Annotated in this window: 21 protein-coding genes; 9 read left to right on the top strand and 12 right to left on the bottom strand. The window is 71.0% G+C overall.

Going from position 1 to position 17,924, the window contains the following annotated elements:
- Positions 1-30: 30 nt before the first annotated feature.
- Entirely contained in the window at positions 31-675 is a 645-nt protein-coding gene (locus J7E86_RS08085) for a response regulator transcription factor (RefSeq protein WP_215080845.1), read from the bottom strand.
- Positions 663-1,925: a sensor histidine kinase gene (locus J7E86_RS08080; RefSeq protein WP_215080844.1), complete on the bottom strand. Its 1,263-nt coding sequence runs from the start codon at positions 1,923-1,925 to the stop codon at positions 663-665. The genes J7E86_RS08085 and J7E86_RS08080 overlap by 13 nt, the downstream gene beginning before the upstream one ends.
- Positions 1,926-2,058: 133 nt before the next feature.
- Here J7E86_RS08080 and J7E86_RS08075 point away from each other — a divergent pair, with 133 nt between their 5' ends.
- On the top strand, positions 2,059-2,526 hold the full coding sequence (locus tag J7E86_RS08075; protein WP_251018813.1) for a hypothetical protein: 468 nt from the start codon (positions 2,059-2,061) through the stop codon (positions 2,524-2,526).
- An 82-nt stretch (positions 2,527-2,608) separates the two neighbouring features.
- On the top strand, positions 2,609-3,226 hold the full coding sequence (locus J7E86_RS08070; protein ID WP_308312511.1) for a Uma2 family endonuclease: 618 nt from the start codon (positions 2,609-2,611) through the stop codon (positions 3,224-3,226).
- 75 nt (positions 3,227-3,301) lie between these two features.
- On the opposite strand, the gene J7E86_RS08065 is transcribed toward J7E86_RS08070, so the two are convergent.
- Positions 3,302-4,684, bottom strand: a complete 1,383-nt coding sequence (locus J7E86_RS08065) for a glycine--tRNA ligase (protein ID WP_215080842.1) — start codon at positions 4,682-4,684, stop codon at positions 3,302-3,304.
- 165 nt (positions 4,685-4,849) lie between these two features.
- Here J7E86_RS08065 and J7E86_RS08060 point away from each other — a divergent pair, with 165 nt between their 5' ends.
- The 4 genes from J7E86_RS08060 (at position 4,850) to J7E86_RS08045 (ending at position 8,093) form a co-directional block, all read left to right on the top strand.
- Positions 4,850-5,827 (top strand): metal ABC transporter substrate-binding protein, encoded by a 978-nt coding sequence (locus J7E86_RS08060; protein ID WP_215080841.1) that lies wholly within the window; start codon positions 4,850-4,852, stop codon positions 5,825-5,827.
- A 14-nt stretch (positions 5,828-5,841) separates the two neighbouring features.
- Positions 5,842-6,651 carry a metal ABC transporter ATP-binding protein gene (locus J7E86_RS08055; RefSeq protein WP_215080840.1) on the top strand — a complete coding sequence of 270 codons (810 nt, stop codon included), beginning with the start codon at positions 5,842-5,844 and terminating at the stop codon, positions 6,649-6,651.
- Positions 6,651-7,541: a metal ABC transporter permease gene (locus J7E86_RS08050; protein WP_215080839.1), complete on the top strand. Its 891-nt coding sequence runs from the start codon at positions 6,651-6,653 to the stop codon at positions 7,539-7,541. Before J7E86_RS08055 ends, J7E86_RS08050 begins: the two co-directional genes overlap by 1 nt.
- A gap of 141 nt (positions 7,542-7,682) precedes the next feature.
- Positions 7,683-8,093 carry a Fur family transcriptional regulator gene (locus J7E86_RS08045; protein ID WP_215080838.1) on the top strand — a complete coding sequence of 137 codons (411 nt, stop codon included), beginning with the start codon at positions 7,683-7,685 and terminating at the stop codon, positions 8,091-8,093.
- Between the two features lie 61 nt (positions 8,094-8,154).
- Here the strand turns inward: J7E86_RS08045 and J7E86_RS31810 are convergent, their stop codons facing one another.
- From J7E86_RS31810 to J7E86_RS30875, 4 genes are read right to left on the bottom strand one after another with little or no spacing between them, the layout of a single operon-like run.
- Positions 8,155-8,700 carry a YcxB family protein gene (locus J7E86_RS31810; RefSeq protein ID WP_215080837.1) on the bottom strand — a complete coding sequence of 182 codons (546 nt, stop codon included), beginning with the start codon at positions 8,698-8,700 and terminating at the stop codon, positions 8,155-8,157.
- A complete protein-coding gene (locus J7E86_RS08035) occupies positions 8,697-9,515 on the bottom strand; it encodes an isoprenyl transferase (RefSeq protein ID WP_215080836.1) in 819 nt (272 codons plus the stop codon). Before J7E86_RS08035 ends, J7E86_RS31810 begins: the two co-directional genes overlap by 4 nt.
- A 25-nt stretch (positions 9,516-9,540) precedes the next feature.
- Positions 9,541-10,287: a DNA repair protein RecO gene (gene recO, locus J7E86_RS08030; protein ID WP_215080835.1), complete on the bottom strand. Its 747-nt coding sequence runs from the start codon at positions 10,285-10,287 to the stop codon at positions 9,541-9,543.
- Complete coding sequence (locus J7E86_RS30875; protein WP_251018811.1) at positions 10,284-10,415, bottom strand: recombination protein O N-terminal domain-containing protein; 132 nt, start codon at positions 10,413-10,415, stop codon at positions 10,284-10,286. Before J7E86_RS30875 ends, recO begins: the two co-directional genes overlap by 4 nt.
- 117 nt (positions 10,416-10,532) lie before the next feature.
- Between J7E86_RS30875 and J7E86_RS08020 the strand changes: the two genes are divergently transcribed.
- Positions 10,533-11,294 carry a hypothetical protein gene (locus J7E86_RS08020; RefSeq protein ID WP_215080834.1) on the top strand — a complete coding sequence of 254 codons (762 nt, stop codon included), beginning with the start codon at positions 10,533-10,535 and terminating at the stop codon, positions 11,292-11,294.
- A 270-nt stretch (positions 11,295-11,564) separates the two neighbouring features.
- Here the strand turns inward: J7E86_RS08020 and J7E86_RS08015 are convergent, their stop codons facing one another.
- Both J7E86_RS08015 and leuA read right to left on the bottom strand, forming a co-directional pair.
- Positions 11,565-12,299 (bottom strand): TerB family tellurite resistance protein, encoded by a 735-nt coding sequence (locus tag J7E86_RS08015; RefSeq protein WP_215080981.1) that lies wholly within the window; start codon positions 12,297-12,299, stop codon positions 11,565-11,567.
- Between the two features lie 189 nt (positions 12,300-12,488).
- Positions 12,489-14,270 carry a 2-isopropylmalate synthase gene (gene leuA, locus J7E86_RS08010; protein ID WP_215080833.1) on the bottom strand — a complete coding sequence of 594 codons (1,782 nt, stop codon included), beginning with the start codon at positions 14,268-14,270 and terminating at the stop codon, positions 12,489-12,491.
- Positions 14,271-14,619: 349 nt separating this feature from the next.
- Here leuA and J7E86_RS08005 point away from each other — a divergent pair, with 349 nt between their 5' ends.
- Positions 14,620-15,678, top strand: coding sequence for a M4 family metallopeptidase (locus J7E86_RS08005; RefSeq protein ID WP_215080832.1), 1,059 nt, complete (start codon positions 14,620-14,622; stop codon positions 15,676-15,678).
- 29 nt (positions 15,679-15,707) lie between these two features.
- Entirely contained in the window at positions 15,708-15,995 is a 288-nt protein-coding gene (locus J7E86_RS08000; protein ID WP_215080831.1) for a protealysin inhibitor emfourin, read from the top strand.
- A gap of 180 nt (positions 15,996-16,175) precedes the next feature.
- On the opposite strand, the gene era is transcribed toward J7E86_RS08000, so the two are convergent.
- The 3 genes from era to J7E86_RS07985 form a co-directional block, all read right to left on the bottom strand.
- Positions 16,176-17,117 (bottom strand): GTPase Era, encoded by a 942-nt coding sequence (gene era / locus J7E86_RS07995; RefSeq protein ID WP_215080830.1) that lies wholly within the window; start codon positions 17,115-17,117, stop codon positions 16,176-16,178.
- 70 nt (positions 17,118-17,187) lie between these two features.
- On the bottom strand, positions 17,188-17,577 hold the full coding sequence (locus tag J7E86_RS07990) for a hypothetical protein (protein ID WP_215080829.1): 390 nt from the start codon (positions 17,575-17,577) through the stop codon (positions 17,188-17,190).
- Complete coding sequence (locus J7E86_RS07985; protein ID WP_215080828.1) at positions 17,574-17,924, bottom strand: cytidine deaminase; 351 nt, start codon at positions 17,922-17,924, stop codon at positions 17,574-17,576. Before J7E86_RS07985 ends, J7E86_RS07990 begins: the two co-directional genes overlap by 4 nt.

Genomic DNA, 17,924 nt, shown 5'->3' with positions numbered 1-17,924 from the left:
CTAGAGCACCCCGGGCGCCCCGGCCGCTCCCTATCCCACGCCCAGGAACCGCAGCACAGCCAGTACCCGCCGGTGATCCGCGTCGGCCTTCGGCAGGTCCAGCTTCGCCAGGATGCTGTTGATGTGCTTGGCGACGGCGGACTCGCTCACCACCAGCTGCGCCGCGATTCCCGCGTTCGAGCGCCCGCCCGCCATCAGCTCCAAGACCTCCCGCTCCCTGCGCGTCAGCCGGTCCAGGGGGTCGCTGTGGCGGCGGAGCAGCAGCTGGGAGACGACCTGCGGGTCGAGGGCCGTGCCGCCGGCGGCGACGCGTCGCAAGGCGTCGATGAACTCCTCGACGTCCGCGACGCGTTCCTTGAGCAGATAGCCGACGCCCCGGGTGTCGCCGGACAGCAGGTCGGCGGCGTACCGCTCCTCCACGTACTGGGAGAGCAGCAGCACCGCCGTGTCCGGCCACTGCTCGCGGACGACGAGGGCAGCTCGTACGCCCTCGTCGGTGAAGCCCGGCGGCATGCGGACGTCGAGGACGGCGAGGTCCGGGCGGTGTTCCTCCATCGCCGTCAACAGCGCTTCCGCGTCGCCGACTTCCGCGACCACGTCGAACCCGGCCGTCTCCAGGACCTTCACCAGGCCGATCCTGAGCAGGACGGAATCCTCGGCGATCACAGCGCGCACGGCAGCTCCACGGTCACGACGGTCGGGCCCCCCACGGGGCTGCTGAACGAGAACGTGCCGTCGACCGACGCGACGCGCTTGGCGAGACCCGCCAGCCCGGTGCCGCCCGAAGGGTCGGCCCCGCCCACGCCGTCGTCGGAGACGACGACGAGAAGTATCCCCCCGAACCGCTCGACCGAGACGTCGGCCCTCGACGCCTGGGCGTGCTTGACCACGTTCGCGAGCGCCTCGGAGACCACGAAGTAGGCCACGGCCTCGATGGTGGGGGACGGCCGCGACGCCAGGTCGACCTTCAGCCGGACCGGCAGCGGCGCGCGTTCCGCGATGCCGGACAGCGCGGCGTCCAGCCCCCTGTCCTCCAGCACGGCCGGGTGCAGGCCCCGCACAAGGCTGCTCAACTCGCTGATGGCCTCCTTCGCCTCGCGGTGCGCCTCGTCGATGACCTTCCGCGCGTCGTCGGGGATGTCCTTGAGGGTGATCTTCGCCAGGCCCAGGTTCACCGCCATCGACACCAGGCGCTGCTGCGCGCCGTCGTGCAGGTCGCGCTCGATGCGGCGGCGCTCGGCGTCGGCGGCGTCGACGACGCCCGCGCGTGACTCGGTGACTTCGGCCACGCGGGCCGCCAGCAGCTCCTCCGGGCTGGGCCCGAGCAGGGCCGCGGCGCGCTCGGCGTCGATCCGGACCAGCGTGCCGCACAGCCGCGCCCCGCCGTAGAGGGTGGCGAGCCCGGCGGCGGTGACGTACGCGGCGGTCGTGGTGTAACCGGCTTGGGCCAGGCGCACGTCCACCGGCACCGCCCAGATCCAGACGTAGATCGTCGCGGCCGCGAGGGCGACAGGGCCGGTGACGAGGGTCAGCAGACCGGCGGCGGCGACGGCGGGGGCGAGCAGCAGGTGGTAGCGGATCTGCCGCCCCGGATACCAGGCGCGCAGCCGGGCCTCGACCCGCTCACGCCGTGACGCACCGCCGGTGGCGGGGCCGGCCGGCCGCGGTATGTCCACACCCACCCACCGGAAGCGGGCCCGCTGGAGCGCGGTGAGGGCGGGCGTCAGCAGCGCGATCACGCAGAGCGGCCAGCACACCGACAGCAGGATCTCCGGCACCGAGCTCACGTCGTACGCGAGCCACGGCGTCGCCAGGATCAGCAGCGCCGGAAGGTGGAGGAGCGCGCCGACGGCCAGGCAGGCGCTGGGGCGCCGCGCACGCGACAGGGGTTGGAGAGCGGTGCGCAGCGCAGGGGCAATAACCATGCGAGAACGGTAAGGCCGCAGGTCAGGGCCGGACCATGGCGCTGCTGCCCGTCCCAGGGGTGCAACCAGTGCCACCCCGGGACGGACAGCAGCGTTACTGACGTTGAGCGCCCGGCCCGGAAGGCTGGAGGTCATGAGGGGAAGCCAGGACACCGCCGAGGAGAAGTCCGCCATGACCGCCGATGTCATCACGCTGCCCATTCGCACCGCCGCGCCGCGCGCGAGGCACCGCCGCCTGCTGGGCTACGCGCTGATCGGCTCCGGACTGGCCCTCGTCCCCTGGCTGTACGTCCTCGCCACCGGCCTGCCGCCGACGGCCACCGCCGTGCACTGGCCGCTGGCCTGGGTCGGCCTCGACGCCCTGGAGGCGGCGGGCCTGGTCACCACGGGCCTGCTGGCCCTCCGCCACGACCCCCGCCGCGCGGTGGCGGCCACCGCGACGGCGACGCTGCTCGTGGTGGACGCCTGGTTCGACACGGTGACGGCGGCTCCGGGGGCGGATTTCGCATCCGCGCTGGTGATGGCGGGGGTGGAGCTGCCGCTGGCGGGGGTGTGCGGGGCGATTGCCGTACACGCGCGCGAGAACCGCTCACGGGGGTGACGCCCGGACGACTGGACCGTGCCTGTCGGTGGCCGTCGATACGTTGAGTGTCCGACTGCCCGAGCGGACAGGAAGGAGCATCATGGCAACCATGGTCGAGACACCGCCTCGCACGACACCGCCGCCGGCGATAAGCCGCACCTCGGAGCCGACGGCTTTCGAGGAAATGTGCAACCTTCTCGAACAGATCGACGCTGATCTCCCGGACGGCTACCGCACGGAGATCATCGGGGGGAACATCGTCGTGTCACCGTGGTCAAAAGGCTTGTACCTGCGCATCATGCGCAGCCTGGTGCGCCAGCTCCGCCCGCATCTGCCCGAGGGCCACGAGATCGACACCTCTCCGTGCCTCTTCCTCTTTCCAGGACACGAGCGCAGTTACGGCCCGGACATCCACGTCTCCGACGAGGCCCTGACGAACGTCGACAGCATCCATCTGCCGGGGGAAGCCTTGTCCCTGGTCGGCGAGCTGACGTCCCCCTCGACCGCGGACTTCGACCGCCGGGAGAAGGTCGAGGTCTACGGCAGGGCCGAGGTACCCGTATATGTGCTCGTCGACATGGACGAGACCACCGTCACCGTCTATTCGTCCCCGTCCAGCAAGGGCTACCGGACTCACACACAGATCAAGTTCGGCGAGAAGGTCCGGATCCCGGTGCCCTTCGAGTGCGAGCTCGACACCGCCGGCTGGGATTCCTGACCCTCCCCGGAACAGCCCGAAGGCCCCGGCCCGCAGAGCAGGGACCGGGGCCTTCGGCCGAGGAACGAAGAAGCGTCAGCAACCCAGCAGACGCGACCCGAGGTAGCCCTCGATCTGGTCCAGGGACACCCGCTCCTGCTTCATCGTGTCGCGCTCGCGCACGGTCACCGCGTTGTCGTCCAACGTGTCGAAGTCGACCGTGACGCAGAACGGCGTGCCGATCTCGTCCTGGCGGCGGTAGCGGCGGCCGATCGCGCCCGCGTCGTCGAACTCGATGTTCCAGTTCTTGCGCAGGTCCGCCGCGAGGCCCTTGGCCTTCGGGGAGAGCTGCGGGTTGCGGGAGAGCGGCAGGACCGCGACCTTCACCGGCGCCAGACGCGGGTCGAGGCGCATGACGACGCGCTTCTCCATGACGCCCTTGGCGTTGGGGGCCTCGTCCTCGTTGTACGCGTCGAGCATGAAGGCCAGCATGGCGCGGTTGAGGCCGGCCGCCGGCTCGATGACGTACGGGAAGTAGCGCTCGCCGGCTTCCTGGTCGAAGTACGACAGGTCCTGGCCCGAGCCCTGGGAGTGGGCCTTGAGGTCGAAGTCGGTGCGGTTGGCCACACCCTCCAGCTCGGAGAACTCGGTGCCGCCGAAGTTGAAGCGGTACTCGATGTCGACGGTGCGCTTGGAGTAGTGGGAGAGCTTCTCAGCGGCGTGCTCGTACCACCGCATGTTCTCCTCGCGCATGCCGAGGCCGGTGTACCAGTTCCAGCGCTGGGCCATCCAGTACTCGTGCCACTCCTCGTCCTCGCCCGGCTTGACGAAGAACTCCATCTCCATCTGCTCGAACTCGCGGGTGCGGAAGATGAAGTTGCCCGGCGTGATCTCGTTGCGGAAGGACTTGCCCGTCTGGGCGATGCCGAACGGGGGCTTCTTGCGCGAGGTCGTCTGGACCTGGGAGAAGTTGGTGAAGATGCCCTGCGCGGTCTCGGGGCGCAGGTAGGTCACCGCGCCGGAGTCCTGTGTCGGGCCGAGGTGGGTCGACAGCAGGCCGGAGAACTGCTTCGGCTCGGTGAAGGCGCCCTTGTTGCCGCAGTGCGGGCAGTTGAGGTCGGCGAGGCCGTTCTCGGGGAGCTTGCCGTGCTTGGCCTCGTACGCCTCCTCCAGGTGGTCCGCGCGGAAGCGCTTGTGGCAGGAGGTGCACTCGGTCAGCGGGTCGGTGAAGGTGGCGACGTGACCGGACGCCTCCCACACCTCGCGGGCGAGGATCACCGACGAGTCGAGACCGACCACGTCGTCGCGCGAGGTGACCATGGAACGCCACCACTGACGCTTGATGTTCTCCTTGAGCTCCACGCCGAGGGGTCCGTAGTCCCAGGCGGCACGCTGTCCGCCGTAGATCTCACTGCACGGATAGACAAAGCCACGGCGCTTGCTCAGGCTGACGATGGTGTCGATCTTGTCGGCGGCCACGGTGCTCTCTTCATTGCGACGACGAACAGCGAATGATTCAGGTTACCGGCGCTGCCACCCTCCTAATCAAATCGGCTCTGGCCTTGGCTTGACCGGACCCCGCCGGGAGGGACGTGACGCACCTGTTGTTGACAATCGTTTCCACTTTTGTTGAAAATGACTGTCATGAACGTATGCCGTCCCCGCTCCTCCCGAATAACCACCGCCGCCGTCGCCACGGCCGCAGCCCTCGGGCTGCTCACCCTGTCGGCGTGCTCCTCCTCCGGCGCGACGAGCAGGACGGCGGACGGCAGGCTGACGGTGGTCGCGTCGTTCTACCCCATGCAGTTCCTGGCCGAGCAGATCGGCGGCGACCACGTCAGCGTGACCAATCTGACGAAGCCCGGCCAGGAGCCGCACGACCTGGAGCTCACCCCCAAGCAGACCGGCTCGCTGACCGACGCCGGCGCGATCGTCCACCTCAAGGGCGTCCAGCCCGCCGTGGACGAGGCGATCAAGCAGTCCGGCAACAAGCACGTCGCCGACGCGGCCTCCCTCACCGGGCTGGAGAAGCACGGCACCGAGGTCGAGGGCGAATCCCACGACGAGCACGAAGGTCACAGCCACTCCGGCGAGGAGGCCGGCGCCGACCCCCACATCTGGCTCGACCCGGTGAAGTACGCCGAGGTCGCCAAGGGCGTCACCAAGACCCTCGCCGAGGCCGACCCCGACCACCGGGCGGACTTCGAGAAGAACCGGGACGTCCTGGTCAAGAAGCTCGACGGGCTGAACAAGAAGTTCTCGGCCGGCCTGAAGAACCGTGCCTCCGGCACCTTCATCACCACCCACGCCGCGTTCGGCTACCTCGCCGAGCGCTACGGCCTGGAGCAGGAGGCCATCTCCGGCGTCGACCCCGAGTCCGAGCCCAGCGCCGCGCGGATCAAGGACCTGCACAAGCTGGCCGAGGAGCACCACGTCAGCACGGTCTTCTTCGAGACCATCGCCAACCCGGCCACGGCGAAGACCCTCGCCGGCGACCTCGGGCTGAAGACGGACGTGCTCGACCCGCTCGAAGGGATCACCGACAAGTCCCGGGGCGCCGACTACTTCGCGGTCATGGAGTCCAACCTCGCCGCCCTCCAGAAGGCGCTCGGCACCAAGTGACGGAGGACAACACCATGGACGATCAGCCCGTCATATCCCTGCGCGGCGCGACGGCGACCCTCGGCGCGCGACCGGTCCTGCGCGGCGTGGACCTGACCGTACGGCGCGGCGAGGTCGTCGCGCTGCTCGGCGCCAACGGCTCCGGCAAGTCCACGGCCGTGCGCGCCGTCGTCGGCCAGGTGCCGCTCACCGGCGGCGAGCTGGAGCTCTTCGGCACGCCCCGGCGGCGCTTCCGCGACTGGGCGCGCGTCGGGTACGTACCGCAGCGCACCACCGCCGCCGGCGGGGTGCCCGCGACCGTGGGCGAGGTCGTCTCCGCCGGGCGGCTGGCCCGCACCCGGCTGGGCTTCCTGCGCAAGGCCGACCGCGCGGCCGTCGTACGGGCCCTGGAGCTCGTCGGCATGGCCGACCGGCTGAGGGACTCCGTCGACGCGCTCTCCGGCGGCCAGCACCAGCGGGTGCTCATCGCCCGCGCGCTGGCCGGCGAACCCGAACTGCTGATCATGGACGAGCCGATGGCCGGCGTGGACCTGGCCAGCCAGGAGGTCCTCGCGGACGCCCTGCGCGCCCAGGTCGCCCGGGGCGCCACCGTCCTGGTCGTCCTGCACGAGCTCGGCCCGCTGGAGCCGCTCATCGACCGCGCGGTCGTGCTCCGCGACGGCTGCGTCGTCCACGACGGCCCGCCGCCCGAGGCCGTGGGCCAGCACGCTCCCCCAAGCACTCAGCTCCGTTCGTGCAGGGGGTGCCCCCATCCCGGCCACGACCATGTACACCCGCACGCCGGCCCGGCAGCGGAACCGATTCGGACAGGGCTGCTGACCTGATGGACATCCTCGAACCCGCCTTCATGCAGCGGGCCCTGCTCGCCGCGCTGCTCGTCGGCCTCACCGCCCCCGCCATCGGCACCTACCTCGTCCAGCGCCGGCAGGCGCTGATGGGCGACGGCATCGGCCACGTCGCCCTCACCGGCGTCGGCCTGGGCTTCCTGCTCAACACCAGCCCCGTGTGGATCGCGACGGCCGTGTGCGTGGTCGGCGCCGTCGTGATGGAGCTGATCCGCTCGTACGGCAAGGCGCGCGGCGACATCGCGCTCGCCATGCTCTTCTACGGCGGCATGGCCGGCGGCGTGATGCTGACGAGCCTGTCGGACGCCGGCTCCAACGCCAACCTGGTCTCGTACCTCTTCGGCTCGATCACCACCGTGTCGGAACAGGACATGACCGCCATCTGCGTGCTGGCGGCGTTCGTGATCCTGGTCACCATCGGCCTGCGGCGGCAGCTCTTCGCCATCTGCCAGGACGAGGAGTTCGCCCGGGTCACCGGCCTGCCGGTGCGGCTGCTGAACCTGCTCGTCGCGATCACGGCCGCGGTGACCGTCACCGTCGCCATGCGCGTCGTCGGCCTGCTGCTGGTCAGCGCCCTGATGGTGATCCCCGTCGCCGCCTCGCAGGCGATCTCGCGCAGCTTCGCGACGACCTTCGCGCTGGCCATGGGCATCGGCGTGGTGGTCGCCGTCTCCGGCACGGCCACCTCGTACTACGTGGACGTGCCGTCCGGCGCGACCATCGTGCTGCTGGCGATCGGCGTCTTCATCGCGCTGACGGCGCTCGCGGCGCCCCTGGCCAGGAAACGCGCCCGGCGGACCGCCGGGCGGGAGGAGTGCACGCTCCCGGTGCCCGAGAGCCGCCCCGCCGGCGACGACGTCCACGTCTGAGCCACCCGGCGGCGGCGCGCCGTAAAGATCCGTAAAGGTCGCACCGGGCGGTCCGGGCTTACCCGCCCGGTCGCTCGGACTGGCACAATTGGCCGTGCGACACGTGCGGATGGGTGTTCAGGCGAGCTTTTGGAGGCAACTGTGGCGACCGCGGGTCCCCCGGTACGCGGCCGGTCCACCAAGCAGCGGGCCGCGGTCGCGGCCGCGCTCGACGAGGTGGATGAGTTCCGGAGCGCGCAAGAACTCCATGACATGCTCAAGCACCGCGGCGCCTCGGTCGGTCTGACCACCGTCTACCGCACGCTCCAGTCCCTGGCCGACGCCGGCGAGGTCGACGTGCTGCGCACCAGCGAGGGCGAGGCGGTCTACCGCCGCTGTTCCAGCGGTCACCACCACCACCTGGTGTGCCGGCAGTGCGGCAAGGCCGTCGAGGTCGAGGGCCCGGCCGTGGAGAAGTGGGCGGACTCGATCGCGGCCGAGCACGGCTTCGTGGACGTCGCCCACACCATCGAGATCTTCGGCACCTGCGGGGACTGCGCGGCGGCGCGCTGATCCGGCAGGCGAATGCCCCGGGTGCCGGACGGCACCCGGGGCATCGACGTGTGCGCGCGGCTTACGCGCGGGGCAGATGGGCGTCCAGCAGCGCCCGGAGCCGGTCCACGTCTCCCGGTGCGGTGAGGGCGCGCTTGGGCAGGACGACAAGGCAGTTGCCGCCCTTGTCGGCGCTCAGGAGCATGAAGACGTCCTTCGTCTCGGCATAGCGGGCGAAGAGCGACCACGCCATCGACTGGGACGACCGCGCCGACGCTCCGGCGATCCCCCCGGCGGCCACCGTGGTGCGCGTCGGCCCCTGCAGCCGCGCGGTCCGGTGAAAGGCGCGAGCCTGCAGGACCGGGAGGAACAGCACGGCGAGCACGCACCAGGCGCCGACCCCCAGCGGGCCCCAGTCCCTCCCCCGCAGCCCGCCGGGCCCGCCCGCGGCGACGAGGAGGAGGGTCGCGAAGACCACGTAGGCGAGCGGCAGCAGCACCCTCAGCGCACGCGCCCGGGGGACGGAGCGGGTACGGGCGCGCAGCCCGGACCGTATGTCGGCGGCCGTCAGCTCGTACTCGAACGTCAGGGAACCGTCCGAAACCGGCGCCGTCGTCGCCTCGCTCACACGCCGCCCTGCCCGTCGTTCGGCACCGCTCCGCCGAACCGGCGGTCGCGCTGGGCGTACTCCAGGCACGCCCGCCACAGGTCACGGCGGTCGAAGTCCGGCCAGAGCACGTCCTGGAAGACCATCTCGGCGTAAGCGCTCTGCCAGATCAGGTAGTTGGACGTGCGCTGTTCGCCGGACGGGCGTACGAACAGGTCGACGTCCGGCATGTCCGGGTAGTAGAGGTACTTCCCGAAGGTCTTCTCATTGACCTTCGACGGGTCGAGCTTGCCCGCGGCGATGTCCCGCCCTATGGCCGCCGCGGCGTCGGCGATCTCCGCGCGGCCGCCGTAGTTCACACAGAAGTACATGGTCATGGCGTCGTTGTTCTTCGTCTGCTCCTGCGCGACCTGGAGCTCCTCGACCACCGACTTCCACAGCTTCGGCATCCGGCCGGTCCAGCGGACCCGGATGCCCAGCTCGTCCATCTCGTCGCGGCGGCGGCGGATGACGTCCCGGTTGAAGTTCATCAGGAAGCGCACCTCCTCGGGCGAGCGCTTCCAGTTCTCGGTCGAGAAGGCGTACAGGGAGAGGTTCTTGACGCCCATCTCCAAACAGCCCTTGAGCACGTCCATGACGACGCCCTCGCCGACCTTGTGGCCCTCGGTGCGCGGCAGGCCGCGCTCCTTCGCCCAGCGGCCGTTGCCGTCCATGACGATCGCCACGTGGTTGGGCACCAGCTCACCGGGGATCTTCGGCGGACGCGCCCCGGACGGGTGCGGCTCGGGGGTGAGGTACTCGCGTCGGGAACGGCCAAGAATCCCGCGTCGTGCCATGGGTGCCACTTCTCCTCGATACCGGTTACTTCTCTACATAACGGAGGGAGCGGAGTCCCCGCTCCAGGTGCCAGTGCAGATACGCCGCCACCAGGCCGCTGCCCTCCCTGACATGGCGCGCCTCGCAGGCGTCCGCCGTCGCCCAGTCCCCGGTCAGCAGCGCGCCGAGAAGCTCGATCGACTCCGAGGAGGGTACGACGCTTCCCGGCACCCGGCACTCACCGCACACGACGCCGCCCGCGGCCACCGAGAAGAACCGGTTCGGTCCGGGCATACCGCACTTCGCGCACGCCCCGAAGCTGGGCGCGTAGCCGTTGACGGCGAGCGAGCGCAGCAGGAACGCGTCCAGGATCAGGTGCGGGGCGTGCTCGCCCCCGGCGAGCGTGCGCAGCCCTCCGACCAGCAGTAGGTACTGCTGCACGGCGGGCTCGCCCTCGTGGTCGGTGAACCGCTCGGCGGTCTCCAGCATGGCGGTGCCGGCGGTGTAGCGGGCGTAGTCGGTGACGATCGGGCCACCGTAGGCGGCGATGGTCTCGCTCTGGGTGCACAGCGGCAGCCCGCGCCCGACGAGCTCGCCGCCGCGCGCGAAGAACTGCACGTCGACGTGCGAGAACGGCTCCAGCCGCGCCCCGAACTTCGACTTCGTACGCCGCACGCCTCGGGCGACGGCACGGACGCGGCCGTGACCGCGGGTGAGCAGCGTGATGATGCGGTCTGCTTCGCCCAGCTTCTGGGTACGGAGGACGACGCCGTCGTCGCGGAAGAGACTCATCGCCCGCCCCCATGGGTGTCCGGCCGGGGGTACGGGGGTTGTCCCCCGGGAGAACCCAGCATGATGCGGTCTGCTTCGCCCAGTTTCTGGGTGCGGAGGACGATGCCGTCGTCGCGGGACAGACTCATGGAGCCATTGTCCCGTACGGGCGGCGTGGGACGGACCGCCGCGGAGGTGGACGGGGGCCCTCCGCGCGAGGGCACAATGACCCCCATGCTGATCTTCCCTTCCCCCGTGAGCACGCGGTGAGCGCGGCACGCCCACCGCGCCGGTACCCGCTGTCGGCGGTCTCCTCGGCCGTGGCCGGTCTCGCCCTGGTCCTGACGGCGGGCTTCCTGCTGTTCGTCACCGTGCCCGACCGGCAGGCCACCGGCCGGGCCTTCGCGACGGCGTCCGCCTGCGTGGCGGACGAGCCCGCCACGGACTGCAGGAAGACGGTGGACACCACCGTCAAGAAGATCCGGACCACCTCCGACGCCGACGCGACGTACTACTGGCTCACCCTCGCCGAGGGCGGCGGCGCCACCCACCAGGTGGAGCTGAGCGGGCCGGGCCCGGTCTTCGGCGCCGTCCTGGCCGGTGACCGGGTGAGCGCGACGCTGTGGCGCGGCAAGGTCCGCTACGTCGAGTTCCGGGGCATGCGGCAGTACGAGGCCGACGAGCCCAAGGACGCCTACCGCTTCCCGCTGGGCGCCGGCCTGTGCCTGCTCGGCCTGGGCACCACGGGCCTCTGGTTCGCCCGTTGGACGTGCCGCCGGGCCCCTCGCGACCCGGCGCTGGACCCCTGGCGGCTCACCCTCGGACTGACGTCGGGGCTGGTCCTCTCCCTGCTCGCCGTCTTCTCCCCGATCATGACGGACACGGCCTCCACGGCCCTGCTCGTCACCGGCAGCGGCGCGGTCCTCGTCGCCCTCGCCGCTTTCGCCCTCTCCCGGCCCCTCCGGCGGCGGCCGCCGGGCTCGGCCGGGACACGTGCCCGGCATGTGAGGACCCGCGTCCGGGCCTGAGACCCGGCCCACGGGAGCGATGCACCGGTGGGGAGACGTTCCGCCTAGGCCGTGTCCGGCGGATCACGTGAGCGGGCGGCCGCAGGGCCGTATCGTGCGCACCACCGCTGCGCGGCGGTGTCCTCAATCTCCCCCAGCTACCGCTGGGGGTGCCCCCAACGGGCTTGATTGCGGCTGAGCTCAGCCGCAATCAAGCCCGTCCGGCGTTTGAGGACGCGCCCGCAGGGCGCCCGCCGCCGCAGGCGGCAAAGAAGACCCGCCGGACACGGCCTAGGACTGCGTCCTGGCCGCCGCCAGCAGGCGGTCCGTGTCCTCCGGGCAGATCAGCAGCGCCCGGCCCACCGTGGCGAGCACCTCGCGCTCGGCGGGGCGGTACGGGCCGTCCGCCAGGGCGATCCGCGCGCCCTGCAGCAGGATCGACTCCCGCCCGGCGGGCTGGAGGTGCGGGGCCAGGGGCTCCAGCGCCTCGTGCAGCTCGATCGCCAGCGCCGTACCGCGCGGGTCGAACCCGTCGCGGCCGCAGCCGCCGCCCAGTCCCGTGCCGCCCGCGTACATGCCCGGCAGCCGGCCCGTGTCCGCGGCGAGCGCCTCGATCAGGGTGATCAGCTGTTCCTCGCTGCAGTCGACGAAGCCGGCGGCGCGCACCGCGCCCACCGCGGCCCTGCGGACCGTACGGGCCTCGGTGCCGCCCGCGGCGAGGACGGCGAGGGCGACGGTGTGGACGGCGTCGCGGAGCATCGCGGAGAAGCGCGTGGTCGTGGGGTGGTCGAGGACGTCCACCTGGTGGTGGACGCGGCAGGCGGTGCACTCGACGACGGGGCCGGCCGGCCCGCGCGGCAGCAGCGGGACCCCGAACACGACGAGCCGACGGCGCCCGGTACGACGGCGGTAGTTGCGGTCGCCGCCGCACCCGGGGCAGTAGAACTCGCCGTCGCCGACGGTCCGCCACACGGTGCGTACGCCCACCACACACCGGTCCGGACCGGATCGGCCTTGCGCGTGCATCACGGCGCACCTCCATAACGCCACGGCCTCGTCGCCGCGTTGACGTGATGTTAGCCACATCGATGATGCGGCGTCAGTACCCCGTGCGCAGAGTCCGGGCGCCAGTTGGGCGATTACGCCACCGAGCCACCGGATACGGTGGATTCGGCGGCGGTCGCTTGACGGCTGTTCGGATTCAGGCGCTCGGATTCAGCCGCGGTAGGCGCGGTTGACGGCCGAGACCACGGCCTTGATCGAGGCGCGCGTGGTGTTGGGGTCGATGCCGATGCCCCACAGCACCTTGCCGTCGATCACGCACTCGATGTACGAGGCGGCCCGCGCGCCGGCGCCCTCGCTCATCGTGTGCTCGGTGTAGTCCAGCAGGCGGGCGTCGACGCCGATGGCGGCGAGCGCGTCGAAGAAGGCGGAGATCGGACCGTTGCCGGTACCGGCCAGCACCGTCTCCGCGCCGTCCACGACGGCCTCGACGGTCAGCGCGTCGGTGCCCTCGCCGGCGGTCGAGGTCTGGTGCGAGCGCAGGGCGATCCGGCCCCAGGGGTTGTCGCCCACGGGCAGGTACTCGTCCTGGAAGACCGACCAGATCTCCTGCGGGGTGACCTCGCCGCCCTCGGCGTCCGTCTTGGCCTGGATGATCCGGGAGAACTCGATCTGCATCCGGCGCGGCAGGTCCAGCTTGTGGTCGTTCTTCAGGACGTAGGCGATGCCGCCCTTGCCGGACTGGGAGTTGACGCGGATGACCGCCTCGTACGAACGGCCGACGTCCTTGGGGTCGATGGGCAGGTACGGCACGGCCCACTCGATGTCGTCGACGGTCTTCCCGGCGGCGGTGGCGGTGGCCTCCATCGCCTCGAAGCCCTTCTTGATGGCGTCCTGGTGGGAGCCGGAGAAGGCGGTGTAGACCAGGTCGCCCGCGTAGGGGTGGCGCGGGTGGACCTCCATCTGGTTGCAGTACTCGGCGGTCCGGCGGACCTCGTCGATCTGCGAGAAGTCGATCTGCGGGTCGACGCCCTGGGAGAAGAGGTTCATGCCCAGGGTGACCAGGTCGACGTTGCCGGTCCGCTCGCCCTGGCCGAAGAGGCAGCCCTCGACACGGTCCGCGCCCGCCATGACCGCCAGCTCGGCGGCGGCGACGGCCGTGCCCCGGTCGTTGTGCGGGTGCGCGGACAGGCAGACGTACTCACGCCGGGACAGGTTCCGCGACATCCACTCGAAGCGGTCGGCGTGGGTGGAGGGCGTGGAGCGCTCGACGGTCGCCGGCAGATTGAGGATGATCTCCCGGCCGGGCTCGGGCTGCCAGACGTCCATGACGCCCTCGCAGACCTCCAGGGCGAAGTCCAGCTCCGTGTCGGTGAAGATCTCCGGCGAGTACTGGTAGCCGAAGATCGTCTCGTCGCCGAGGATCTTGTCGGCGTACTCGACGACCAGCCGGGTGCCGTCGACCGCGATCTGCTTGACCTGCTCGCGGGAGCCGCGGAAGACGACGCGGCGGAAGACGGGGGCGGTGGCGTTGTAGAGGTGGACCGTGGCCCGGTGCGCGCCGCGCAGGGACTCGACCGTGCGCTCGATCAGCTCCTCGCGCGCCTGGGTCAGGACGGAGATCGTCACGTCCTCGGGGATCGCGCCCTCTTCGATGATCGACCGTACGAAGTCGAAGTCGGTGGCCCCGGAGGAGGGGAAGCCGACCTCGATCTCCTTGTAGCCCATGCGGACCAGCAGGTCGAACATCTCGCGCTTGCGGGCCGGGGACATCGGGTCGATCAGCGCCTGGTTGCCGTCGCGCAGGTCGGTGGAGAGCCAGCGCGGGGCGGCGGTGATGCGCCGGTCGGGCCAGGCACGGTCGGGGATCTCGACGGCTTCGTAGCGGCCGTACTTGTGGACCGGCATCCCGGAGGGGCGCTGCCGCACGGTCGCGGCGGTGACGGGCGTGGGGCGGCCGACGGCCACGGTCTCGAAAGTGCGGGGCTCGGGCATCTGCGTAGGGCTCCTCGTGTGTCCACTGGGACGGCCGACGGGGCTGATCACCGGCGGGTGACCGCAACACCGAACTCCGCGGGGAGGGGGTCGGCCTACGACTACAGGCCCTCGCCGCGGCAGCTAAGAAGAAGCAGCCCGTAACGCATGATGTCCAGAACCCTAACCGAGACGGCCGCGGCGCAGGACCCCCGTATCAGCATGCGGGACACCGGCGCCCCGAAGCGGGCCGGGAAGAGTGGAGCGGAAATACGGAATTGCCGTCCCTCAAATAGCAGACAACCACTCGATTTCATTAATCATGACGGCAAGCAGTGACAAGGCGGAGGCCGGGTGCCACATTGCTCGGATGAAACCCGCTATGCACCCGGTCTTCTGCACGATCGTGCCTCCGCACGTCCTGGACAAGCTCGCACAGTCGGACGACCCCGCGATCCGCGAGCCCGCGCAACGCACCCTCGAACACGACTCCCTCCAGCGCACCCGCCGCCGGATCACGGCGGTCCGCGGCGCCGTCGCACCGACGGGCACCCCGTCCGACACGCCGCGGCGCACCATCTTCGACGCCGGACACCGGGAGGTCGCGCCGGGGAAGAAGGTGCACTCCGAGGGCGACCAGCCGGCCAAGGACGCCACGGTCAACCGCGCACACGCCGGTCTGGGCGCCACCTTCGATCTTTATCTGAAGGTCTACGGACGGCATTCCATCGACGGCTCCGGGCTGCCGCTGGATGCCACCGTGCACTACGGCGAGAATTACGACAACGCGTTCTGGGACGGTTCCCAGATGGTCTTCGGGGACGGGGACAACGATCTCTTCCTGGACTTCACGATCCCGGTGGACGTGATCGGCCACGAGCTCACCCACGGAGTGACCCAGCACACCGCGAATCTGGAGTACTACGGCCAGTCGGGCGCGCTGAACGAGTCCCTCTCGGACGTCTTCGGCTCGCTCATCAAGCAGTACGCGCTCGGGCAGTCCGCCGACCGGGCCGACTGGCTGATCGGGGCGGGCCTGCTGGGCCCCAACGTGGACCGCGGCGAGGCGCTGCGCTCGATGAAGGCGCCGGGGACGGCGTACGACGACGACGTGCTGGGCAAGGACCCGCAGCCCGCCACCATGGACGACTACGTCCGCACCTCACGCGACAACGGCGGCGTGCACATCAATTCCGGCATCCCCAACCACGCCTTCTACCTCCTGGCCACGGACCTGGGCGGCAACGCCTGGGAGCGGGCGGGCAAGATCTGGTACGCCACGCTGACCGGCGGTGAGCTGGCCTCGGACGCCGATTTCGCGGAGTTCGCGCGGCTGACGGCGGCGTCGGCCCGGGGACTGTACGGCGACGGGGACGAGATTCAGGCCGTTCTCAAGGCGTGGTCCCGGGTGGGGGTTCCCACCTCGTAGAGCGGAGCGGACGGGGTAAGGATGGCGGTATGCGTATTGCCATCACCCGAACAGGCGGTTTCGCGGGCATCGAGCGCCGGGCCGAGTTGGATACCACCGGCCGGCCCGACGCGGTGCACGTGCAGGCGCTGGCACACCGGGCGGTCGGTCACACCCCGGGTACGGGCCCGGGGTGCGGGACGACGTCGCCGCGCGGGGTGCCGGACGCCTTCCACTACGAGATCACCGTGGACGGCCGCACGGTCCACTGCGCGGACCCGAACCTCACGCCCGAGCAGCGGGAGCTGATCACGCTCGTGCTGAAGGAAGGCGCGTGAGGGAAGGGCCCGGCAGCGCGGGGTCAGGAAGCGTGCGGCCGGCCGGCGGACGGCTCAGAAGCCCAGCTTGCGGAGCTGCTTCGGAACCACTCCCTCTGCCACCCTCGCACCGCTCGGCCCCGGGAAGCCTCCCGGGCTTCGGGCGACTGCGCCGGCCTCCGGCCGACGGAGGACGTCCCGCTAGAAGCCGAGCTTCCGCAGCTGCTTCGGATCGCGCTGCCAGTCCTTGGCGACCTTCACGTGCAGGTCGAGGTAGACCGGGGTGCCGAGGAGCGCCTCGATGTGCTTGCGCGACTTCATCCCGACCTCCTTCAGCCGGGCACCCTTCGGGCCGATGATGATGCCCTTCTGGCTGGGGCGCTCGATGTAGACATTCGCGTGGATGTCCAGCAGCGGCTTGTTCGCCGGGCGGTCCTCGCGGGGCAGCATCTCCTCGACCACGACGGCGATCGAGTGCGGCAGCTCGTCCCGGACACCCTCCAGCGCCGCCTCGCGGATCAGCTCGGCGACCATGACCTGCTCGGGCTCGTCCGTGAGGTCGCCCTCGGGGTACAGCGGCGGGCTCTCGGGGAGCAGCGGGGCGATCAGGTCGGCCAGCAGCGAGACCTGCTTGTCGCCGACCGCCGAGACGGGGACGATCGTCTGCCACTCGAAGCCGAGCTCCACGGCGAGCTGGTCGATCGCGATGAGCTGTTCGGCGAGCTGCTTGGAGTCGACCAGGTCCGTCTTGGTGACGATGGCGATCTTCGGGGTCTTCTTGATCCCGGCGAGTTCCTTGGCGATGAACTTGTCACCCGGGCCGAGCTTCTGGTCGGCGGGCAGGCAGAAGCCGATCACGTCGACCTCGGCCCAGGTGGTCCGCACGACGTCGTTGAGGCGCTCGCCGAGCAGCGTGCGCGGCTTGTGCAGACCGGGGGTGTCCACCAGCACGAGCTGGGCGTCGGGGCGGTGCACGATGCCGCGCACGGTGTGCCGGGTGGTCTGCGGGCGGTTGGAGGTGATCGCGACCTTCGTCCCCACCAGTGCGTTGGTCAGGGTCGACTTGCCCGCGTTGGGCCGGCCGACGAAGCACGCGAAGCCCGCGCGGTGAGGGGCCTGGGAGGGGGAGGCAGCACTGTCCATACTCGTCATTCTCCCCGATCCCCCGGCCCCCGCCGACCAGCGGTCCCGGATCAGGGGCCCAGGGGCCGCGTCAGCACTCCGCGCGGCGCCGGGCGATCAGGCCCACCACCATCGGGACCGTGGCGAGCGACAGCAGTACGGCACTGGTGACCACGAGCCAGTCCATGCCCGCGCCGCGTGCCCGGCCGTCGATCAGCGAGGTCCACAGCAGGGCCGCTGCCGGTGGTACGCACCAGTTGCCGATGGTCCTGGCGCGGGTGGCGGCCCGGGCCCGGCCGCGTACGAGCAGGAGCTGACGCAGCCCCTGCGGCCACAGCACCAGCAGCCAGGCCGAGGTCACCCGGTCGAAGCCCGTGCCACGCGCCCAGTCGACGCCGACCCCGATCGCGAGAACCGTCCCCCCGATCAGCATCACCCAGCTCAGCAGGGCCGCCGGCCGGCTGCCGCTGCCGTCGCTCATCCTGCGGTGAGCGTGGCGCGGGGCGTCCCGTCCGGGCCCGCGAGGAACACCGGGGTCTCCGGACCGCCCAGGTCCCGTACGGCCGCCCGGTCGGCGTCGGGGACGGCCGCCTCCTCGGAGACCACGGCCGCGGCCTCCAGCGACTTCGCCCCGCTGGCGACGGCCATGGCGACGGCGGTCCGCAGGGCACTGAGCTCGAGCGACTCGAGCGCCACCGTCCCGGCGACGTACGTCCGCCCGGTCTCGTCCCGCACGGCGGCCCCCTCGGGAACCCCGTTACGAGCCCGCGCGGAACGAGCCAGCGTGATGATCTTGCGGTCTTCGGGATCGAGCGTGGTCTCGGTCAT

Origin of the sequence: Streptomyces sp. ISL-11 (assembly GCF_018614525.1) — a bacterium.
In the GTDB taxonomy this organism is placed as follows: Bacteria; Actinomycetota; Actinomycetes; order Streptomycetales; family Streptomycetaceae; genus Streptomyces.
This window is presented reverse-complemented; position numbering and strand designations above follow the sequence as displayed.

Bases quoted from the DNA above. Each gene is read 5' to 3' on its own strand.
- J7E86_RS08080 (WP_215080844.1), bottom strand. From the start codon at position 1,925: ATGGTTATTGCCCCTGCGCTGCGCACCGCTCTCCAACCCCTGTCGCGT.
- J7E86_RS08075 (WP_251018813.1), top strand. From the start codon at position 2,059: ATGAGGGGAAGCCAGGACACCGCCGAGGAGAAGTCCGCCATGACCGCC.
- J7E86_RS08070 (WP_308312511.1), top strand. From the start codon at position 2,609: ATGGCAACCATGGTCGAGACACCGCCTCGCACGACACCGCCGCCGGCG.
- J7E86_RS08060 (WP_215080841.1), top strand. From the start codon at position 4,850: ATGAACGTATGCCGTCCCCGCTCCTCCCGAATAACCACCGCCGCCGTC.
- J7E86_RS08055 (WP_215080840.1), top strand. From the start codon at position 5,842: ATGGACGATCAGCCCGTCATATCCCTGCGCGGCGCGACGGCGACCCTC.
- J7E86_RS08050 (WP_215080839.1), top strand. From the start codon at position 6,651: ATGGACATCCTCGAACCCGCCTTCATGCAGCGGGCCCTGCTCGCCGCG.
- J7E86_RS08035 (WP_215080836.1), bottom strand. From the start codon at position 9,515: ATGGCACGACGCGGGATTCTTGGCCGTTCCCGACGCGAGTACCTCACC.
- recO (WP_215080835.1), bottom strand. From the start codon at position 10,287: ATGAGTCTCTTCCGCGACGACGGCGTCGTCCTCCGTACCCAGAAGCTG.
- J7E86_RS30875 (WP_251018811.1), bottom strand. From the start codon at position 10,415: ATGAGTCTGTCCCGCGACGACGGCATCGTCCTCCGCACCCAGAAACTG.
- J7E86_RS08015 (WP_215080981.1), bottom strand. From the start codon at position 12,299: ATGCACGCGCAAGGCCGATCCGGTCCGGACCGGTGTGTGGTGGGCGTA.
- leuA (WP_215080833.1), bottom strand. From the start codon at position 14,270: ATGCCCGAGCCCCGCACTTTCGAGACCGTGGCCGTCGGCCGCCCCACG.
- J7E86_RS08005 (WP_215080832.1), top strand. From the start codon at position 14,620: ATGAAACCCGCTATGCACCCGGTCTTCTGCACGATCGTGCCTCCGCAC.
- J7E86_RS08000 (WP_215080831.1), top strand. From the start codon at position 15,708: ATGCGTATTGCCATCACCCGAACAGGCGGTTTCGCGGGCATCGAGCGC.
- era (WP_215080830.1), bottom strand. From the start codon at position 17,117: ATGGACAGTGCTGCCTCCCCCTCCCAGGCCCCTCACCGCGCGGGCTTC.
- J7E86_RS07990 (WP_215080829.1), bottom strand. From the start codon at position 17,577: ATGAGCGACGGCAGCGGCAGCCGGCCGGCGGCCCTGCTGAGCTGGGTG.
- J7E86_RS07985 (WP_215080828.1), bottom strand. From the start codon at position 17,924: ATGACCGAGACCACGCTCGATCCCGAAGACCGCAAGATCATCACGCTG.